The following is an 18,778-nucleotide window of genomic DNA, read 5'->3' as shown; positions in this document are numbered from 1 at the left end:
GATGTTCAAAAGAATCTTTGGGATTTATGCGTTAAATTTTTCTGTATAGGGTGTTAAAGTTTCGAGTACATGTATAAATTTTTCAAATTGCTATAATTTTCTGTTCATGTTTTAATCATAGTGTTTATTTTTATATAGTCGATTTTAAGTAACAATGGTCGATTCATAAAAGATTACACTGAAAAAATCTTACAAAATAATTTCTCATTACTTTGGGAGTTTTTATCCTTATATTATGTCTGATAAAACGAATTTGCCTTTTGATAAAGAACATATTGAACAAATAGAGTTACGTTCTGCTTTACAAGAGCGTTATTTGTCTTATGCGCTTTCTACTATTACACACCGTGCATTGCCTGATGTACGTGATGGTTTGAAGCCTGTGCATAGGCGTATTGTCCATGCTATGCGTTTACTTAAACTTCATCCAGGGCACTCTTATGCGAAATGTGCGCGGATTGTTGGTGATGTTATGGGAAAGTTTCATCCACATGGTGATGCATCTATTTATGATGCATTAGTGCGTTTGGCTCAGGGCTTTGCTGTTCGTTATCCATTGGTTGATGGACAAGGCAATTTTGGTAATGTTGATGGTGATAACGCTGCTGCTATGCGGTATACAGAAGCACGTATGACTGAAGTGGCGGCTTTATTGCTTGAGGGAATTAATGAGAATGCGATTGATTTTCGTTTAACCTATAATGAGGAAGAGGAAGAGCCGGTTGTTTTACCAGGAGCTTTTCCTAATCTTTTAGCAAATGGTTCATCAGGTATAGCGGTTGGTATGGCAACATCTATTCCACCCCATAACGTTGCGGAGCTTTGTGATGCAGCGCTACATTTAATTGCACATCCTGATGCACATGATGAGGAATTAAATCAATTTGTGCTTGGACCTGATTTTCCAACAGGTGGCATTTTAGTTGAGCCTAAAAAGAGTATTGAGGAATCTTATCGGACAGGGCGTGGTTTTTTTCGGTTGCGTTCGCGTTGGCATCAGGAAGCCGGCAGTCGTGGTGCTTATGTGATTATTGTTACTGAAATTCCCTATCAAGTTCAAAAGTCACGACTTATTGAAAAAACAGCAGAATTATTGCTTGCTCGGCGATTACCAATGCTTGAAGATATTCGTGATGAATCGGCAGAAGATATTCGTATCGTACTTGTTCCTAAAAATCGTACAATTGATTCTGAACTTCTCATGGAATCCCTTTTTAAATTGACTGATTTTGAAGTAAGATTTCCTCTAAATCTCAATGTTTTGTCTTTGGGAAAAATACCTAATGTTCTTTCTTTGCGCGAAAGCTTGCAGCAATGGCTTGAGCATCGTCAAGAAGTACTTATTCGTCGCTCTCATTATCGTCTTGATGAAATTGATCGTCGATTAGAAATTCTCCACGGATATCTTATCGCGTATTTAAATCTTGATGAGGTGATTCAGATTATTCGCGAAGAGGACGAACCCAAAAAGGAACTGATTGGCCGTTTTGAATTAACAGAAAATCAAGCTGAAGCTATTCTTAATATGCGGTTGCGGTCTCTCCGTAAGCTTGAAGAATTTGAAATTCGTAAAGAATTTGAAACTCTGAAGGTTGAAAAAGAAAAATTGCAGAGTCTGTTAGCTTCTCATACAAAGCAATGGGAAATAATTTCAGAAGAAATCATAAAGGTTCGTAAAATTTTTGGTCCTGATACTTTTTTAGGGAAAAGGCGTACGTCATTTGAAGAAGCTCCAAAGCATGATATTAGTGATATTCATCAAGCAATGATCGAAAAAGAACCAGTCACGATTGTTATTTCTGAAAAGGGGTGGATGCGTGCTTTAAAAGGACATTTAAGTGATTACAAAGCACTTTCTTTCAAAGAAGGGGATTGCTTAAAGTTAGCATTTCCGGCTTTCACTACAGATAAGATTGTGGTGGTAAGTACTGGCGGAAAATTTTTTTCTATTACTGCAAATAGTTTGCCTGGAGGACGGGGGCATGGTGACCCCATTCGTCTTTTAGTTGATATGGATGATGAGCATGATGTTTTGATAGCTTTTGTGCACAATGCGGAGGAAAAACTTCTCTTGGTTTCATCTCATGGAAATGGCTTTATTGTTCCTGCTATGGAAGTAATTGCGAATACACGAAAAGGCAAGCAGATTATGAATGTGAAATCTCCTGATAAAGTAAAGCTTTGTATTCCAGTAAAAGGTGATCATGTTGCAGTGGTTGGTGAAAATCGTAAAATGCTTATTTTTGCCATTGAACAAATCCCAGAAATGAATCGTGGTAAAGGTGTTCGTCTACAACGTTACAAAGAAGGTGGTATTCTCGATGCTAAAATCTTTTATTTATCAGAAGGTTTAACTTGGCAAAATACAGCTGAGCGCTGCTTTAATCGCTGTTCTGATGATCTTATTGAGTGGATGGGGAATCGTGCTGGCATAGGGCGCTTGGTGCCAAAAGGATTTCCAAAGTCAGGAAAATTTACCAAATAATCAATATAGTATATTTAATTGTTAGTTTATAAAAACCAAAAAAGAATCCTTCGTGGTTTTATTACTAGCTAGGAGTGTTGTTAATTTGCCTCGCAGCTTTTATTCATGAGGGTTGCTATTATATTGTCTAAAGAGATGCCCACGTTCGGCCCATAAAACTAGAACTATGGCAATAAGACTAAGAAAGAAAAAACCTGCCGAATTAGGGATGGTTGTTTCATTAAATTGTTGCGCAATAAAAAAGCTAAGGCCTGTTCCGATAGATGTTTGAAGAAAACCAGATACAGAAGACGCCGTTCCAGCAATTTCACCTACGGATTCGAGAGCAAGTGTATTGAAATTTGCCATAATACCGCCGCAGGCAAACATCAGTATACAGAATAGCAACATATAAAAAGGGAAAAGGATAACGCCATCTGCTAAGATGGATCCGATAAACCAGATGAATGAAGTGGCACAAAAGAGTAAAAGCATTGTGTGTGCGATACGGCGCATTCCAAGACGTCCGACAAGTTGAGAATTAAAGAATGAGGATAGAGCTTGAAACGCAGCACCAAGAGCAAATGCAAAGGGAAACCAGAAGCCTAAGTTATAAATCCCCTCATATGTTTGTTGTGATGTATTAACGGCGGTAAAAATGCAACCTAGAATGATAGAAGTTGCCAGTGTGTAGCAAAGTGTTGTGCGATTGGTTATAACGATCCATAGATTATGTCTGATCGAAGAAAAAGAAAGAGAGCGTTGTGCATAAAGAGTTTCAGGCAAGCGCAATTGAATCCAAATCATGAGACCAAAACCGATCATTGCCATGAATATAAAAATAAATTGCCAGTGCCCGAATAGTAGAATAACTTGTCCTGTTGCGGGGCCAATCATTGGTGCGATAAGAAAAACCATCATGACGATAGACATGACTTCTGCCATTTTTCGACCACTATAGAGATCACGTACAATGGAAACAGTGAGTACACGCATAGCGGCACCTCCCACGCCTTGCAAGATACGTAAAATAAGCAATAAAGAAAAATTGGATATAAAAGCACAACCAATCGCCGTAAATGAATAAAAAGCAAGACCAATGAGAAGGATCTTACGTCGCCCATAACGATCACTTATTGGACCAAAAAATATTTGTGTGATACCATAGCTCATAAGATAACAAGAAATGATATAATGCTGATCATTTTCATTAATGACATGTAAGCTATTCAAAATATCAGGCATAGCCGGTAGCATAATGTCAACGGCTATAGAATTGATAGCCATAAGCGAACCAATGAGAATAACAAATTCTTTATAGCCGATTTTTTTTCTAATCGTATCACTATGCGTTTGTTCGTCGATTGAATGTGACATATGCGTCCTTGAAATAAAAATTTCGACTGAACACGGTTCTATAAAAGACTGGATAAAATAAAAGATACCTATGGTTTATTGCAGGGAATATTCTTTTCTTTTAGAAGTTCTTGCAACTCATTATTTTGAAACATTTCTTTCACAATATCACAGCCACCAATAAACTCACCTTTAATATAGAGTTGGGGAATTGTTGGCCAATTTGAATAGTCTTTAATTCCTTGACGTAATTCATGAGAAGCTAAGATATTGATCCCTTTATAATTTAATCCCAGATAGTCAAGCATTTGAACAACCTGTCCTGAAAATCCACATTGTGGAGCATCAGGTGTTCCTTTCATGAATAAAACGACATCATTTTTTTTAATTTCGTTATCAATGAAATCATGAACAGTGGTCATTATTTATTCCTCAAGATTGCAGATTTTTACAAGTGTGTATTTAGATTTGCCCTATTTTCTAATCGTATTGTGTGAATGAATGCAAGAAGAAATTTTAAATTATTTAGGAATATTCGTTTGCAACATTAAAGCATGAAGATCACTACCCATATTACCTTTAAGAGCATCATAAACCATTTTATGCTGTTGGACACGACTTTTACCGCGAAAAGTTTCGGAAATAACTTCGGCAGCATAATGCTCTCCATCGCCAGCGAGATCACGAATTGTCACAATTGCATCGGGGATGCCTTCGCGAATAAGAGTTTCAATTGCATGGGCACTCATTACCATGATTATTCTCCTTTATTTATTTTTATGAGCGTAGCATAAGCAAAAAGAGACAAAAACTCTTTATTTTTCACCCATAAATTGCGGAAACCAATTTTCATAGGCTTGTGTTAGTTTTTCTACTGAAAGTGTTAATATCCCATCTATATTAAGAGCATCCCCTTCAACAATACCAAGTTCTGTTAAAGAAACTGTGTTTTTTTGGGCAAGTTCTTTAAGACTATTAAGACTATGAGGTTTAACGCTTAAGAGATAGCGCGCTTGGTCTTCGCCAAAAAGTTCTGCATGATACGGTTGTTTATTGCTTAATTTGGCTTTGATTCCCTTACCTGATTTAATGACCATTTCCGCAAGAGCAAGGGCTAACCCTCCGTCAGAAATATCATGAGCGGCATGAACAAAACCATGATGAATAACATCTCTCACAAATTGTCCATGTTTTTTTTCAAGTTGTAAATCTACGTAGGGTGGGGCACCTGTCGTGATATTTAAAATATCATGTGCATAGATTGATTGTCCTAAATGAGAGCCACAAGCTCCAATCAAAACAATATTATCTCCATTTTTCATGCCGTTGATTGTCACCATTTTAGACCAATCAGCAAGAAGTCCAACACCAGCGATTGTGGGGGTAGGAGGAATTGCTTCTCCATTTGTTTCATTATAAAGAGAGACATTTCCTGAAACAATAGGAAAATCGAGAACTTTACAAGCTTCACCTATTCCTTTAATGGCAAATACCAATTGTCCCATGATCTCAGGCTTTTCAGGATTACCAAAATTGAGATTATCTGTAGCGGCTAGTGGTTTTGCGCCGGTAGTGCTAATATTTCTCCAGCATTCTGCGACAGCTTGTTTTCCCCCTTCATAGGGATCAGCTTCACAATAGCGAGGCGTTACATCAGAAGAAAAGGCAAGAGCACGTTTGTCGTTATTGCTTACACGGACGACTCCTGCATCGCCTCCTGGGCGAACAAGCGTATTACCTTGTATAAAAGTGTCATATTGTTCATAAACCCATCGCCGTGAACTTTGATTGGCAGAGTTTAACAGTGTAAGGAGTGCATCACCAAGATTTTCGACTTTCTCAACGTTTTCTGCTTTAAGAAGTATTCTTTTAGCAGGCTCACTCCAAGGACGATCATAAACAGGTGCTTCATTTCCCAGTTCTTTTATAGGAAGATTAACGACTTCTTCCCCTTGATGCTTTACGCGAAAATGTAAATCGTCTGTTGTTTTGCCAATAATGGAAAAATGAAGTCCCCATTTATGAAAAATTTCAGCTGCTTGTTGTTTCATTTCTGGTTTCAGTACCATGAGCATACGCTCTTGGCTTTCAGAAAGCATCATTTCGTAGGCTGTCATGTTTTCTTCACGAACAGGAACTTTATCGAGGTTAAGCTCTATACCCAAATTTCCTTTTGCTCCCATTTCAACTGCAGAAGATGTTAAGCCTGCTGCTCCCATATCTTGGATAGCAATGACAGCTCCTAGTTCCATGAGTTCTAAGCAAGCTTCAAGGAGGCACTTTTCTGTGAAAGGATCACCTACTTGAACGGTTGGGCGTTTTTCACTGATTGAATCATCAAATTCGGCAGAAGCCATTGTTGCTCCACCGATACCATCACGTCCTGTTTTGGCACCAAGATAAACGACAGGAAGCCCTACTCCTTGCGCTTTAGAGTAAAAAAGAGAGTTTGTTTTTGCAATACCAGCGGCAAAAGCGTTGACAAGGACATTGCCATTGTAACGCTTATCAAAATTCACTTCTCCTCCAATGGTTGGAACACCAAAAGAATTTCCATAGCCACCAATTCCAGAAACGACACCAGCAACAAGATGGCGTGTTCGAGGATGATCAGGAGAACCAAATCGCAATGCATTCATGGCTGCGATAGGGCGGGCACCCATTGTAAAGACATCTCGTAAAATGCCACCAACACCTGTCGCCGCACCTTGATAAGGTTCAATATAAGAGGGATGGTTATGACTTTCCATTTTAAAAACAACACATTGACCTTCACCAATATCAACAACACCAGCATTTTCACCGGGTCCTTGAATAACACATTTTCCTTTTGTTGGAAGAGTCTTAAGCCATTTTTTAGATGATTTGTAAGAACAATGTTCGTTCCACATTGCAGAAAAAATTCCAAGCTCAGTGAATGTTGGCTCTCTTCCAATTAAGGTTAGGATATGTTGATATTCATTTTCTTTTAGGCCATGTTGGGCAACTAATTCTGGTGTAATGGCAAAATTATTACAAGGATTCATGAGTATTTTATCCGTCAAATTAATCAAAATTTAGCATCTTTATTGTTTAAAATCCAGCCGCTTAAGTTATAGGTAATGGTATTGTTTGGTAAGGTAAAACTTATAAACCATCAATGGAAATTCTGGGGCAATGCTGATTATTTTATTGGGAAATTCAAAAAACATAAATGGTTTTTGAAAAAACCTTTGTTTGCTTAGAAAAGTACACTTTATTATGTGTGTAAAATGTTTGATTTGCACATTTACAGCCTGAGAGATGATACAGACTTTTGTTTTTAAAACAGTAAGGCAGTATAGAATCTTTTTTATTATCATCCATTTGCTAACTCTAAGGCACTTTGGAAAAGCAAACGACCATCACTTCCACCATGTGCGGGCTCAATAAAATTTTCAGGATGAGGCATTATACCAAGAATGTTACCAGCCTTATTGACGATACCGGCAACATCATTCATTGAACCATTAGGGTTTGTATTTTCTGCATACCGAAAAACAATTTGCTCATTATCTTCCATTTCTTTGAATGTTTCACTGCCGACAAAGTAATTTCCATCGTGGTGTGCAACAGGGCAGCGAATGATTTGTCCTTTAGAATAATATCGAGAAAATTTTGTGTTGGCGTTTACAACTTCGAGTTTTATTTCACGACAAACAAATTTTAATGAAGCGTTACGCATTAAAGTTCCAGGCAATAAACCTGCTTCCAACAAAATTTGAAATCCATTACATACGCCAATTATTGTAACACCTTTTTCTGCTTTTTCACGAACAGCTTGCAAAACGGGCGTTCGTGCACCAATAGCACCACATCTCAAATAGTCTCCATAAGAAAAACCTCCAGGGATAATAATGGCATCTACATCTGGAATTGTTGTTGCTGTTTGCCAAACTTTTAATGGCTCAATTCCTGTTATATGATGTAATGCCGCAACCATATCTCTATCACGATTTAATCCAGGTAATTGAATGATAGCAGTTTTCATAAAGAGACCCATTTAAAGAGATTCTATAGTGTAATTTTCAATAACGGTATTTGCTAGTAACTCTTCACACATTTGTTCAAGCTTTTGTTTTGCGGTTTCAGAAGGTTGATCATCGAGCACAACATCAAAGACTTTCCCTTGGCGAATAGAGTGAATTCCTTTGAAATTTAAACTTTTTAAAGCACAGACAATTGCTCCTCCTTGTGGATCGAGAACGCTGCTTTTTAGGGTAACTGTAATGCGTGCTTTCATTTCTTATTTCCTATTAACAAAATTTCTCTCTTTGAAATCGGGCATCAATAAAGGTGAGATATATAATGTCATTTGGTTGTTTATTTTACTAAAACAGGACCACTTGGTCGCGGCGGATCATTTTCATTGATAATTCCAAGGCGCTTTGCAACTTCTTGATAAGCATTAATAAGCCCCCCCATATCATGCCGAAAACGATCTTTATCCATTTTTTCTCGTGTTTGCATATCCCATAACCTCGCAGAATCAGGAGAGATTTCATCAGCAAGAACAATGCGCATTGTTTCATCTTCCCATAAGCGACCAAATTCCATTTTGAAATCGATAAGTTGAATATTAACTCCCGCAAAAAGCCCAGAAAGAAAATCATTAATACGAATCGAAAGTTGCATAATATCTTCCATTTCTTGAGGGACAGCCCATCCAAAGGCGGTGATATGTTCTTCCGTTACCATTGGGTCATCAAGAGAATCATTTTTGTAATAAAATTCAATGATAGATTGTGAAAGGGTGGTTCCTTCTTCCAACCCTAAACGCTTAGCAAGAGAACCAGCAGCAACATTACGGACAACGACTTCTAATGGAATAATTTCAACAGCTTTAATGAGTTGTTCGCGCATATTTATACGCTTGATAAAATGCGTTGGGATTCCCAAACGGCTAAGATGGCTGAAGATATGTTCCGAAATACGGTTATTTAAAACCCCTTTTCCGTCGATAATTTCATGCTTTTTTGCATTAAAGGCAGTTGCGTCATCTTTAAAAACTGAATATAAGTTCCTGGTTCAGGTCCTTCATATAAAATTTTGGCCTTGCCTTCATAAATACGGTGGCGACGATTCATTATAGTTCTCTATTGATTTGAGAGGTTTTAAATAACACTGATAAATAATACTATCCTAATTGATAGAATTTCTCAATGATTGCTATAACACTTCTTCTCATTTTTGTCATTGGTGCTCTGATTTAACAAGGAATAAAACTGTATAAATGGAAATTAAAGTGAAGATGATGAGTCTCTCTTGAGTTAAATTTTTGCAAGAAAATGGGAAAATACCATGAGTCCTTCGGGCCAAGGTCCATGTCCGGATTCTGCATTAATGTGGCCAGATTGTCCTGCATCAACAAAGAGTGATCCCCAATCATTGGCAAGATTCTCTGCTACTGAGAATTGACAAAATTCATCGTTTCGGCTGGCTACAACTACAGAGGGAAAGGATAACTTTTTGCAATAATAGGGGCCAAATGTCATTAAATGTTTGGGGCGTATTTTTTCATTACTTACATCTGGAGGTGCAACAAAAAAAGCACCACAAATTTTTTCTGCATTTTGTAGTGTTGCATGAAGAACTGTTGGAACCCCTAATGAATGAGCAATAATCATAACGGGTTTTTGAGCTTGCGCAATGGCGACTTTAACTTCATTTACCCATTCTTCACAAACAGGTTTTGACCAATGCGTTTGTTGAACACGGCGCGCTGTAGACAATTTTTTTTCCCATCGTGTTTGCCAATGATCAGGACCAGATCCTTTGTAGCCAGGTACAATAAGAATATCGAGTTGATGTGCTTTCATGAATTATTTCTTTCATTATCGCTTTTTATTTCATAAGAAAAAAGACAGTATCTCTGTATCTTATATGCAATTGATACAATTTTTGTTATTTCCCAAAAACACGTTGAAAAATTGTATGAATATGTTTGGTATGGTATGAAAGGTCAAACTTTTCGCGAAGTTCTGCTTCACTGAGAGCTTTTGTAACATCTTTATCATTGAGCAATTCTTCTAAAAAATCTTTTCCTTGTTCCCAAACTTTCATCGCATTTCGTTGTACTACCTGATAAGATTCTTCACGACTCATTCCAGCTTGTGTGAGCGCTAAAAGCACCCGCTGTGAATGAACAAGTCCTCGGAATTTATTGAGATTTTTTTGCATATTTTCTGGATAAACAATTAAATTTTCAATGACAGATGTGAGGCGAGTAAGAGCAAAATCAAGCGTAATGGTCGCATCAGGACCAATATAACGCTCAACAGATGAATGGGAAATATCACGTTCATGCCAAAGTGCTACATTTTCCATAGCAGGGATTGCAAATGCACGTACCATACGCGCTAACCCCGTTAAATTTTCAGTTAAAACTGGATTACGTTTATGTGGCATAGCTGATGAGCCTTTTTGTCCAGGTGAGAAATGCTCTTCTGCTTCCAAAACTTCTGTTCGTTGTAGATGACGTATTTCTATAGCTAGCCGTTCAATAGATGAAGCAATAACACCAAGCGTTGCAAAAAACATGGCATGACGATCACGTGGTATCACTTGGGTGGAAATGGGTTCAGCGCTTAATCCCAATGCTTTTGCTACATGTTCCTCAACGCGTGGGTCAATATTTGCAAAAGTGCCTATGGCACCTGAAATAGCACAAGTAGAAATTTCTTCGCGTGCTGCAAGAAGGCGTTTGTGACAACGAGAAAATTCAGCATATGCAAGGGCAAATTTGATACCAAATGTTGTTGGTTCAGCATGAATGCCATGACTACGTCCAATGGTGATAGTCTCTTTATGTTCAAAAGCACGTCTTTGTAATGCTTCAAGAAGTTGGTCTATATCTTTTAGCAAAATATCACTAGCACGCATCAATTGAATGCTAAGCGTTGTATCAAGAACATCTGATGATGTCATGCCTTGGTGAATAAAACGTGCTTCTGGTCCAATAAATTCAGCTAAGTGGGTTAGAAATGCTATAACGTCATGTTTGGTAATCGCTTCAATTTCATTAATGCGATTGACATCAAATTTAGCTACTTTTCCTTTTTCCCAAATGATTTTTGCTGCTTTTTTTGGAATAATCCCTAGTTCAGCTAAGGCATCACAGGCGTGAGCTTCAATTTCAAACCAAATACGATATTTCGTTTCGGGTGACCAAATTGTTGCCATTTCAGAGCGGGAATAACGCGTTATCATGATTTTTCCTTATTGTTTAAAGAATTGCAGCTTGGCGCAATGCATTAATGCGTGTTTTGTAAAGCTCTTTGTTGCCATTTTTATAAATTGCAGAGCCTGCGACAAATACATTTGCGCCAGCTTTTGCAGCTATGCCAATTGTATCAACTGTGATACCACCATCTACTTCAAGATCAATAGGTCTGTTAGCGATCATGCTTTTAATGCGTTTGATTTTATCTTTCATCTCTGGAATGAAATTTTGTCCACCAAAACCAGGATTAACTGTCATGATGAGGATAAGATCTAATTGATCAAGCAAATATTCGAGCACATGTTCTGGTGTGCTTGGATTTAGTGCAATTCCTGCTTTTTTTCCTATTGTTTTGATTGTTTGTAATGAACGATGAAGATGAGGACTTGCTTCAGCATGAATAGTTATAATATCTGCACCAGCCTTTGCAAAAGCGTTTAAATAAGGATCTACGGGGGTGATCATTAGATGAACGTCAAATATTGCTTTGGTTAATGGACGCAGTGTCTTGACGACATTAGGACCAAAAGTGATATTGGGAACAAAGTGACCATCCATGATATCAAGATGAAGCCAATCTGCACCGGCATCAATAACATCTAATACTTCTTGGCCAAGTTTAGAAAAATCAGAAGCCAAAAGTGAAGGTGAAATGAGATGAGAATGGGGCATTAAGTTCTCCTTGATTGGCCGTTTTTATCACGTCATTGTGTATACTAAAATATCTTTTGTTTTATGACGTGAAAGAAAAATAGATGTCATAGTCATAGGTCTTTTATGGAAAGATTATTTGAAATTTTAAAGTTATATTAAGTAAAAGATATGTCAAATCATACAACACATTTAATGCCTGAACTTCAACATAATATTACCGTTTCTTCGCAAGAATATCGAGATGCTATGAGTCATTTTGCAGGAGCTGTGCATATTGTAACAACAAATGGCATTAAGGGGAGGTGCGGGGTAACAATCTCAGCGTGTTGTTCTTTATCTGATGATCCTCCAACGCTTCTTGTTTGCCTCATGCGACATAGCCTTAAGAATCGGTTGTTTATAGAAAATGGAAATTTTTGTGTTAACAGTTTGGCGGGAAAACATCGTTTATTAGCAGATATTTTTTCTAGGCGTTGCAATATTACACAAAATGAACGTTTTGGTATAGCACAATGGAAAACTTTGCTGACAGGTGCCCCTAGTCTTTCAGATGCTTTGGCGTCGTTTGATTGTCGTTTGATTTGTTGGCATCAACATGCAACTCATTATGTTTTGATTGGTGAAGTTGTTGCTATCAATCGTAATCGAGAAGAAGATGCTTTGGTGTATTTAAATCGTGGATATCATGCTCTTCCTCTGTAAGTTTTTTTGTTTTTGTATATTGAGGCGATTCATTGTTGATATGGTTCAGATTTTTTTTACAATCACTGAGGCAGGTTATTGCGTATAGCACTGGAACATTTTCTTTTTTATTTATAGGCTTATGGATATGGCTAAAAAAGGGGATAGGTAGGCTGTGATCAGGTAATTATATCTTAAGAGCAGATGCTATGCAAAAAAATCATGAAGATTTCAATTATGTTTTTAGGGCAAGGCATTGGTAGAAGTGCAGAAAAAAGCATTTTACACTTGTGTTGATTGGTGTTGCACAATATATAGTCCGCACATACCATATATTGGAGGTTTTTATGGCATGAGCGAAGAGATTGATGATCAATATCACCCTAGTGAAGATGAACCTTTTATGAATGAGCGACAAAGGGCTTATTTTCGTGCTAAATTGGTTTCTTGGAAGAATGATATCTTAAGAGAAGCGCGTGATACTTTGGAAAATTTGCAGGAAGAGAATGTTGGTCAACCCGATTTGACGGATAGAGCGTCTTGTGAAACTGATCGTACAATTGAATTACGTGCTCGTGATCGTCAGAGAAAACTCATTTCAAAAATAGAAGCAGCTTTGGAGCGTATTGATAACGGAACTTACGGTTTTTGTGAGGAAACTGGCGAACCTATTAGTTTAAAACGTTTGGAAGCTCGGCCAATTGCAGTTTTATCATTGGAAGCACAAGAGCGCCATGAACGACGAGAACGGGTTTATCGTGACGATTAAAACAAATTGGGGTGGTAAAAAACACTCAGTGCTAGAATTTAGCCTTTCATTTGTTCTGAGCAGGAATAAATAGAGAAGGTTCTTGCCGTCCTTCAATTTCGGCGGTGATTGCTGAGTCTTTTACATGTTGATTCATAGAAAAAGTGTTGTTGTCGTTGGGTGTTGGTTCTCTTTTGTCTAAAGAAAAAGGTCTTTTTTCTATAGAATTCTGGTTCGGATTGATTTTTGTTGTTGTTGATATTGGCTGTATTTCTTTCGTTTGCGTGATAGATGTGCCGGTAATATCAGATTCTACAACAACATCTGTAAATCCACCAATAAGAAGCAAATGCTCTTTATCATTACAACGTACTAAAACAAGTCGACGTGTGCGATCGATAGCAATGGTTTCGCAGACAATTAATCGTGATGGATGCTGTTTGCTTTTAAGCCTTCTTTTATTTAAATAGCGTAAAAGAAAGATAATCAAAACAATAGCTGTAAGTATTATGATGAAAAACATAAAGCTTGTTATTATGTTTACATTGAGTGCGTCTATTTTTCTTGATAACCAAACATACATAAAATTTCTTTCATTTTAGAATGCAAATATTATTTTTTATTGAGATAAGTTTGTAAAGATACCCTTAAAATATTCACTTAATATAATATAAAAAGATCTTTTAAAATTGAGTAATTGTTTTGGGAGGATATTATCGTGGTATATACTTTATGAAAATGCTTATGAGAGTAATTTAGGTTATAAGAAACAGCTATAATCAAGGCAAAGTGAGATGGATAAAGGTTTTGAGAATAGTGAAAAACCATCAGCTTCTTCTATATATCGGGGAGGTATGATGCTTCGTGTTGTTTTGGTAATCGTTTTTCTCTGCATTTTAGGTGTTATAGGTTTTTTTTATCCGCAAAGCTTTTTGCAAAAGGTTGGGGGCATATTTTTTTTGGTTTTGGCGGTTATAGGGGTTGCTGCACTTGTTTTGAGTGGAATGGGAGTTTTAAGATATAGTGGGGTGCAGTTATATGATGACTTTGATTTTAGTATTTTTGATAGTAGCGATGATGTAATTATCGTTTCTGATTTATCGGGTTTTGTTTATTATTCTAATCAAAATTATAAAAAAATTCTTACCTATAACCCTCAATCCTCTTGTTATGTAGTGATTGCTGGCCTTCCCGGTGCTGGTGCACTGGCCTATCGCTTAAAGGTTGCTGCATGTAGTTATCTTGCTGCGCAAGAAGAATTAAGGGTTGAACAGTCAATTTTTTCTTATTCTACACAAAAAAAGCCTGTTTGGTATAATATCTCGGTTCAACCGATCACGAAGCGGGGACAAAAGCTTTTATTTTGGCGCATTAGCAATATTTCGCATTTGCAGGAATGTCGTGAAGTTTTTTTTTCGAATCTGCAAGAAGCTATCAATCATTTAGATCAAGCGCCTATTGGTTTTTTATCCGTTAATACACAAGGAACTGTCCTTTATGCAAATGCGATTTTTGCCGAATGGTTTTCAATTGATTTGGCAAATTTTACTGTGGGTCAATATAGTTTTGATCAATTATTTGATAGCGTTGGAGAAAATAGCGCATGGAGTGACATTTGTTTGCAAAACGACAGATATCAAAGCTCAGATTATTCTTCGCCTTATAGGTTTTCATTATGTTTAAATGCAGAGACTGGCGTTAAGAAAATATTGAATTGTTTTATGTCTGCTTCTTCTCTCTTAGAGGAAGACACCATTTATCGTATTGTGATAATTCCACAACAAGTACAAAGACAAGAGAACGATGATCAAGTACAATTGCCTAATGCTTTAGTAAAGTATTTTTATGCGAGTCCATTTGCAATAGCAGTGGTGAACGAGAAAGGGCAATGTGTTCATATGAATGATGCTTTTTCATCACTTATGGGATGCGCTGACAAAACTTTTGATCTTTATGACATTATATCGCATCGTGATCATGTACAGTTAGAGCGTGCATTCCAAAAAATTACGACAAATAAAAATTATACAGTTTCGATAGAAACTGTTTTAGAAAAAAATGAAAAATGCCATTTGCGTCTCCATATCATGCCTACAAAGTCCTATTGTGATGATTCTTTACGGGATTTTGTTATTATTTCTGTTATGGAAATAACAGAGCAAAAAACGCTTGAAGATAAAATGATGCAAAGTCAGAAAATGCAAGCTGTTGGGCAATTGGCAGGCGGTATTGCTCATGATTTTAACAATGTCTTAACAGCAATTTTGATGTCGTGTGATCTTCTTTTAAATACGCACCGTAGTTCTGATCCTGCACATGCTGATCTTATCAATATTAAAAACAATGCCAATCGTGCAGCTGCACTTGTCCAGCAATTACTTGCTTTTTCTAGAAAACAAACACTTCGACCTGAGGAAGTTGATTTTACAGAATTTTTATCAGATATTCGCAATCTTATTTTACCTCTTTTAGGCAATAATGTTCAGTTAAAAATTATTCATGGAAGAGATTTATGGAGCGTTGAAGTTGATCAAGCATCTTTTCAGCGTGTCATTATGAACTTGGTTATTAATGCACGTGATGCCATGCCTAATGGAGGTGTTGTTACGATTGCAACAAACAATATTACAAAACAACAAAGTACAGAGTTCGATCATGTTGGTTTTGGAATCGGTGAGTATGTGCAATTGACTATTTCAGATACAGGAATGGGAATATCATCTTCTATACAAGAAAAAATGTTTGAACCATTTTTTACAACAAAAGAAGTTGGAAAAGGAACTGGGCTTGGTTTATCAATGGTTTATGGCATTATCAAACAGACAGGCGGGTATATTTATTGTGAAAGTAGAGAGGGGGAAGGAGCCGCATTTCATATTTTTCTTCCTCGTTATATTCCTAGTCTTCACAGTGAAATTTCTCGGCAGATAAAAAAAGATGAAGAACAAGAAAAAAATATAGACTTAACAGGATCTGCGACTGTTTTGTTGGTTGAAGATGAAGATGCTGTCAGAATGGGTGGGGTAAGAGCTCTTCAAATGAGAGGGTATACGGTTTTAGAGGCGGCAAGTGGAGTGGAAGCACTTGCCATTCTTGAAAAAAATGATGGAGCTGTTGATATTATTGTTTCTGATGTGGTGATGCCAGAAATGGATGGTCCAACGTTGCTTAATGAAGTACGTCAAAATTATCCTGATATCAAATTTCTTTTTGTTTCTGGATATGCAAAAGACGCATTTGCTAAAAACCTCCCACAGGATGCTGTTTTTGGTTTTTTATCTAAACCATTTACACTCAAACAGTTAGCTTTAACAGTTAAAGAAACACTTGCAGAATAAAATTATACAATAAAAAATTGTTTTATTATGCTGTAAATTACTGCTGTTTAGGAAGATAAGGCATATAAAAGTTATAGATGAGGTATTGGGGACGCTATAGAGATAAAGATTTACAGTAAGCTTTTTTGTAGAGCTTATGAAAGGGGATATATGCTAAGTGGAATGCACCAAAAGAAGCAGAACTCTTTAAAGATCAGTGCTACTGAGAAGCGGCATTTTTGAGAATGAAGAAAGATCAATATTTTAAGATTTTGTAGATAAGAATTTAGAATATTTTTAAAAAATAAATATAGGAATGCATAAAATGAGAGCAGTAAACAAATAATATTTATTCGGAAGTTTATTGTTAGCATTTAAAAAATATCCATTTTTGATATAAAATCATCCGTAAAGATATATGAGCTTTAGTGTATTAAAATTTTGTAGAGTTTAAAGTAGTGGAATTAAAGGAAAATTTTAAGAGCATATTGGAAAATACTCAATGACATACTCAAAAGGATAAAAGTTGTTGTTGTCTATCTATATTTTTATTGTTTCCTTCGATGAAGGTTTTTAAGGCCTGTGGATAAAGTTTATGCTCTGCTTTCAGAACTCTCTGTGCTAAATCATCAGCGGTATCATTGAAACAGACTGGAACGGCTGCTTGAGCAAGAATTTTTCCTGCGTCCATGTCTTCTGTAACAAGATGAACAGTGCAACCAGTGATTTTAACACCTGCTTGTAAAACTCTTTCATGTGTATTTAAACCTTTAAATGAAGGTAAAAGAGAGGGGTGAATATTTAAAATTCGTCCTTCATAAAGTTTTACGAAATGCGGTGAAATGAGGCGCATATAGCCTGCGAAGCAGAGAAAATCTGGTTGATATTGAGCTAAAATTGTAAAGATCGCCTCTTCATGCATTTGTTTTGTTGGATAATTTTTGTGATTAACAACATGAACAGGCAAATTATTGTGATAAGCCTTTTCGATCCCGGCGGCATAAGGATTATCACAAATAACTGCAGCGATTTCAGCAGGGTATTCCTTTTGTTTGCTGGCTTTGGCAAGGGCAGTCATATTGGATCCATTGCCAGAGATAAAAACAACAATTTGTTTTTTCATAAATGAAGTGCACCTTTATAGAGTATTTCTTTGCTTTGGCGTTTTGTTAAAACGCCAAGAGAAGTAACGCTTTCTCCTTGCATTTTGAGTGCTTGCGTAATTTTTTCAACTGTGTGTTGTGCTACGATAACAATCATGCCAATGCCACAATTAAATGTTCGTAGCATTTCTATTTCTTCTATTCTACCTTGTTTACTAATCCATGAAAAGATGGATGGAACATGAATGGCAGAAAGATTAATTTCAGCGCAGAGAGAAGGTGGAAGTATCCGTGGAATGTTTTCAGAAAAGCCTCCGCCTGTAATATGGGCAAGAGCTTTGATTCCTTTATAATGTCGTATAATGGGAAGGAGTAATTTTGCGTAAATACGTGTTGGTGTGAGAAATGCTGCACCGAGGCTTATTTGAGGATTAAAAGGGGCAGGATCTTCCCACTTTAGATGATTCTGCTGTATAATTCGTCTTACAAGAGAAAAGCCATTGGAGTGAACTCCAGATGCGCTAAGACCTAAAATTATGTCGCCTTCTGTAAGATCTTTTGCAGGAAGTAATGCATTGCGTTCGCATGCTCCTACAGAAAAGCCCGCTAAATCGTAATCTCCCTGTGCATACATACCTGGCATTTCTGCTGTCTCTCCCCCAATAAGAGCAGCGCCTGCTTGTTTACACCCTTCTGCAATTCCAGAAATAATTGTAGCACCCTGTTCAGGATCAAGTTTACCCGTTGCAAAATAATCAAGAAAAAAGAGAGGTTCAGCACCTTGTACGAGTAAATCGTTAACACACATGGCAACAAGATCAATACCTACGGTGTTATGGATACCAACTTCAATAGCAATTTTCAATTTTGTTCCCACACCATCATTGGCTGCGACCAGGATAGGATCTGTAAAGCCAGCTGCTTTTAAATCAAAAAGTCCACCAAACCCGCCAATTTCTCCATCTGCTCCTGCTCGTTTTGTTGTGCGTATAAAGGGTTTAATTTTTTCTACCATGGCATTACCCGCATCGATATTAACACCGGCTTGTGTGTAGGTAAGACCACATTTGGAATTATTGTTTATAAAATTTTGATTGCTCATTGGAGTCTTCCTTATGGAAAATCAGGTTTTGATGTTATGCCATGCCATGGTAGAGTTATCTCTGCAAGAGATATTGATATTTACTATTTTAAGAAAATAAGCAACTCTGCTTG

16 protein-coding genes and 1 pseudogene are annotated in these 18,778 nt (G+C 37.0%); 4 read left to right on the top strand and 13 right to left on the bottom strand.

Features of this window, described 5'->3' with window-relative positions:
• Positions 1-235: 235 nt before the first annotated feature.
• Complete coding sequence (gene parC / locus QWU_RS07065; RefSeq protein WP_017196477.1) at positions 236-2,485, top strand: DNA topoisomerase IV subunit A; 2,250 nt, start codon at positions 236-238, stop codon at positions 2,483-2,485.
• A gap of 99 nt (positions 2,486-2,584) precedes the next feature.
• Here the strand turns inward: parC and QWU_RS07060 are convergent, their stop codons facing one another.
• The 10 genes and pseudogenes from QWU_RS07060 to rpe all read right to left on the bottom strand — a co-directional run bounded on the left by QWU_RS07060 (position 2,585) and on the right by rpe (position 11,732).
• Positions 2,585-3,841 carry a multidrug effflux MFS transporter gene (locus QWU_RS07060; protein WP_006589531.1) on the bottom strand — a complete coding sequence of 419 codons (1,257 nt, stop codon included), beginning with the start codon at positions 3,839-3,841 and terminating at the stop codon, positions 2,585-2,587.
• A gap of 68 nt (positions 3,842-3,909) precedes the next feature.
• On the bottom strand, positions 3,910-4,242 hold the full coding sequence (gene grxD, locus QWU_RS07055; protein ID WP_006589532.1) for a Grx4 family monothiol glutaredoxin: 333 nt from the start codon (positions 4,240-4,242) through the stop codon (positions 3,910-3,912).
• A 99-nt stretch (positions 4,243-4,341) separates the two neighbouring features.
• Complete coding sequence (locus tag QWU_RS07050; protein WP_006589533.1) at positions 4,342-4,575, bottom strand: BolA/IbaG family iron-sulfur metabolism protein; 234 nt, start codon at positions 4,573-4,575, stop codon at positions 4,342-4,344.
• A 60-nt stretch (positions 4,576-4,635) separates the two neighbouring features.
• On the bottom strand, positions 4,636-6,846 hold the full coding sequence (gene purL / locus QWU_RS07045) for a phosphoribosylformylglycinamidine synthase subunit PurL (protein WP_006589534.1): 2,211 nt from the start codon (positions 6,844-6,846) through the stop codon (positions 4,636-4,638).
• A 311-nt stretch (positions 6,847-7,157) separates the two neighbouring features.
• Positions 7,158-7,829: a phosphoribosylformylglycinamidine synthase subunit PurQ gene (gene purQ, locus QWU_RS07035; RefSeq protein WP_026017326.1), complete on the bottom strand. Its 672-nt coding sequence runs from the start codon at positions 7,827-7,829 to the stop codon at positions 7,158-7,160.
• Positions 7,830-7,841: 12 nt separating this feature from the next.
• Entirely contained in the window at positions 7,842-8,081 is a 240-nt protein-coding gene (purS, locus tag QWU_RS07030) for a phosphoribosylformylglycinamidine synthase subunit PurS (RefSeq protein ID WP_006589536.1), read from the bottom strand.
• Between the two features lie 80 nt (positions 8,082-8,161).
• A pseudogene (purC, locus tag QWU_RS09370) lies at positions 8,162-8,925 on the bottom strand (phosphoribosylaminoimidazolesuccinocarboxamide synthase).
• A gap of 183 nt (positions 8,926-9,108) precedes the next feature.
• A complete protein-coding gene (locus QWU_RS07020) occupies positions 9,109-9,657 on the bottom strand; it encodes an RBBP9/YdeN family alpha/beta hydrolase (protein WP_006589538.1) in 549 nt (182 codons plus the stop codon).
• Between the two features lie 85 nt (positions 9,658-9,742).
• On the bottom strand, positions 9,743-11,047 hold the full coding sequence (purB, locus tag QWU_RS07015; RefSeq protein ID WP_006589539.1) for an adenylosuccinate lyase: 1,305 nt from the start codon (positions 11,045-11,047) through the stop codon (positions 9,743-9,745).
• A gap of 16 nt (positions 11,048-11,063) precedes the next feature.
• A complete protein-coding gene (gene rpe, locus QWU_RS07010) occupies positions 11,064-11,732 on the bottom strand; it encodes a ribulose-phosphate 3-epimerase (protein WP_017196475.1) in 669 nt (222 codons plus the stop codon).
• Between the two features lie 150 nt (positions 11,733-11,882).
• Here rpe and QWU_RS07005 point away from each other — a divergent pair, with 150 nt between their 5' ends.
• Positions 11,883-12,416 carry a flavin reductase gene (locus QWU_RS07005; RefSeq protein ID WP_006589541.1) on the top strand — a complete coding sequence of 178 codons (534 nt, stop codon included), beginning with the start codon at positions 11,883-11,885 and terminating at the stop codon, positions 12,414-12,416.
• Between the two features lie 331 nt (positions 12,417-12,747).
• Positions 12,748-13,164 (top strand): RNA polymerase-binding protein DksA, encoded by a 417-nt coding sequence (gene dksA, locus QWU_RS07000; protein WP_006589542.1) that lies wholly within the window; start codon positions 12,748-12,750, stop codon positions 13,162-13,164.
• Positions 13,165-13,210: 46 nt separating this feature from the next.
• On the opposite strand, the gene QWU_RS06995 is transcribed toward dksA, so the two are convergent.
• Positions 13,211-13,726, bottom strand: coding sequence for a flagellar biosynthetic protein FliO (locus QWU_RS06995; protein ID WP_006589543.1), 516 nt, complete (start codon positions 13,724-13,726; stop codon positions 13,211-13,213).
• Between the two features lie 211 nt (positions 13,727-13,937).
• Here QWU_RS06995 and QWU_RS06990 point away from each other — a divergent pair, with 211 nt between their 5' ends.
• Positions 13,938-16,481, top strand: a complete 2,544-nt coding sequence (locus QWU_RS06990) for a response regulator (RefSeq protein WP_006589544.1) — start codon at positions 13,938-13,940, stop codon at positions 16,479-16,481.
• Between the two features lie 490 nt (positions 16,482-16,971).
• On the opposite strand, the gene purN is transcribed toward QWU_RS06990, so the two are convergent.
• Positions 16,972-17,583, bottom strand: a complete 612-nt coding sequence (gene purN, locus QWU_RS06985) for a phosphoribosylglycinamide formyltransferase (RefSeq protein WP_006589545.1) — start codon at positions 17,581-17,583, stop codon at positions 16,972-16,974.
• On the bottom strand, positions 17,580-18,665 hold the full coding sequence (gene purM / locus QWU_RS06980; protein WP_006589546.1) for a phosphoribosylformylglycinamidine cyclo-ligase: 1,086 nt from the start codon (positions 18,663-18,665) through the stop codon (positions 17,580-17,582). The genes purN and purM overlap by 4 nt, the downstream gene beginning before the upstream one ends.
• Positions 18,666-18,778 lie beyond the last annotated feature (113 nt).

This window comes from Bartonella birtlesii IBS 325 (assembly GCF_000273375.1).
Classification (GTDB): Bacteria; Pseudomonadota; Alphaproteobacteria; order Rhizobiales; family Rhizobiaceae; genus Bartonella; species Bartonella birtlesii.
This window is presented reverse-complemented; position numbering and strand designations above follow the sequence as displayed.

Bases quoted from the DNA above. Each gene is read 5' to 3' on its own strand.
- parC (WP_017196477.1), top strand. From the start codon at position 236: ATGTCTGATAAAACGAATTTGCCTTTTGATAAAGAACATATTGAACAA.
- QWU_RS07060 (WP_006589531.1), bottom strand. From the start codon at position 3,841: ATGTCACATTCAATCGACGAACAAACGCATAGTGATACGATTAGAAAA.
- grxD (WP_006589532.1), bottom strand. From the start codon at position 4,242: ATGACCACTGTTCATGATTTCATTGATAACGAAATTAAAAAAAATGAT.
- QWU_RS07050 (WP_006589533.1), bottom strand. From the start codon at position 4,575: ATGGTAATGAGTGCCCATGCAATTGAAACTCTTATTCGCGAAGGCATC.
- purL (WP_006589534.1), bottom strand. From the start codon at position 6,846: ATGAATCCTTGTAATAATTTTGCCATTACACCAGAATTAGTTGCCCAA.
- purQ (WP_026017326.1), bottom strand. From the start codon at position 7,829: ATGAAAACTGCTATCATTCAATTACCTGGATTAAATCGTGATAGAGAT.
- purS (WP_006589536.1), bottom strand. From the start codon at position 8,081: ATGAAAGCACGCATTACAGTTACCCTAAAAAGCAGCGTTCTCGATCCA.
- QWU_RS07020 (WP_006589538.1), bottom strand. From the start codon at position 9,657: ATGAAAGCACATCAACTCGATATTCTTATTGTACCTGGCTACAAAGGA.
- purB (WP_006589539.1), bottom strand. From the start codon at position 11,047: ATGATAACGCGTTATTCCCGCTCTGAAATGGCAACAATTTGGTCACCC.
- rpe (WP_017196475.1), bottom strand. From the start codon at position 11,732: ATGCCCCATTCTCATCTCATTTCACCTTCACTTTTGGCTTCTGATTTT.
- QWU_RS07005 (WP_006589541.1), top strand. From the start codon at position 11,883: ATGTCAAATCATACAACACATTTAATGCCTGAACTTCAACATAATATT.
- dksA (WP_006589542.1), top strand. From the start codon at position 12,748: ATGAGCGAAGAGATTGATGATCAATATCACCCTAGTGAAGATGAACCT.
- QWU_RS06995 (WP_006589543.1), bottom strand. From the start codon at position 13,726: ATGTATGTTTGGTTATCAAGAAAAATAGACGCACTCAATGTAAACATA.
- QWU_RS06990 (WP_006589544.1), top strand. From the start codon at position 13,938: ATGGATAAAGGTTTTGAGAATAGTGAAAAACCATCAGCTTCTTCTATA.
- purN (WP_006589545.1), bottom strand. From the start codon at position 17,583: ATGAAAAAACAAATTGTTGTTTTTATCTCTGGCAATGGATCCAATATG.
- purM (WP_006589546.1), bottom strand. From the start codon at position 18,665: ATGAGCAATCAAAATTTTATAAACAATAATTCCAAATGTGGTCTTACC.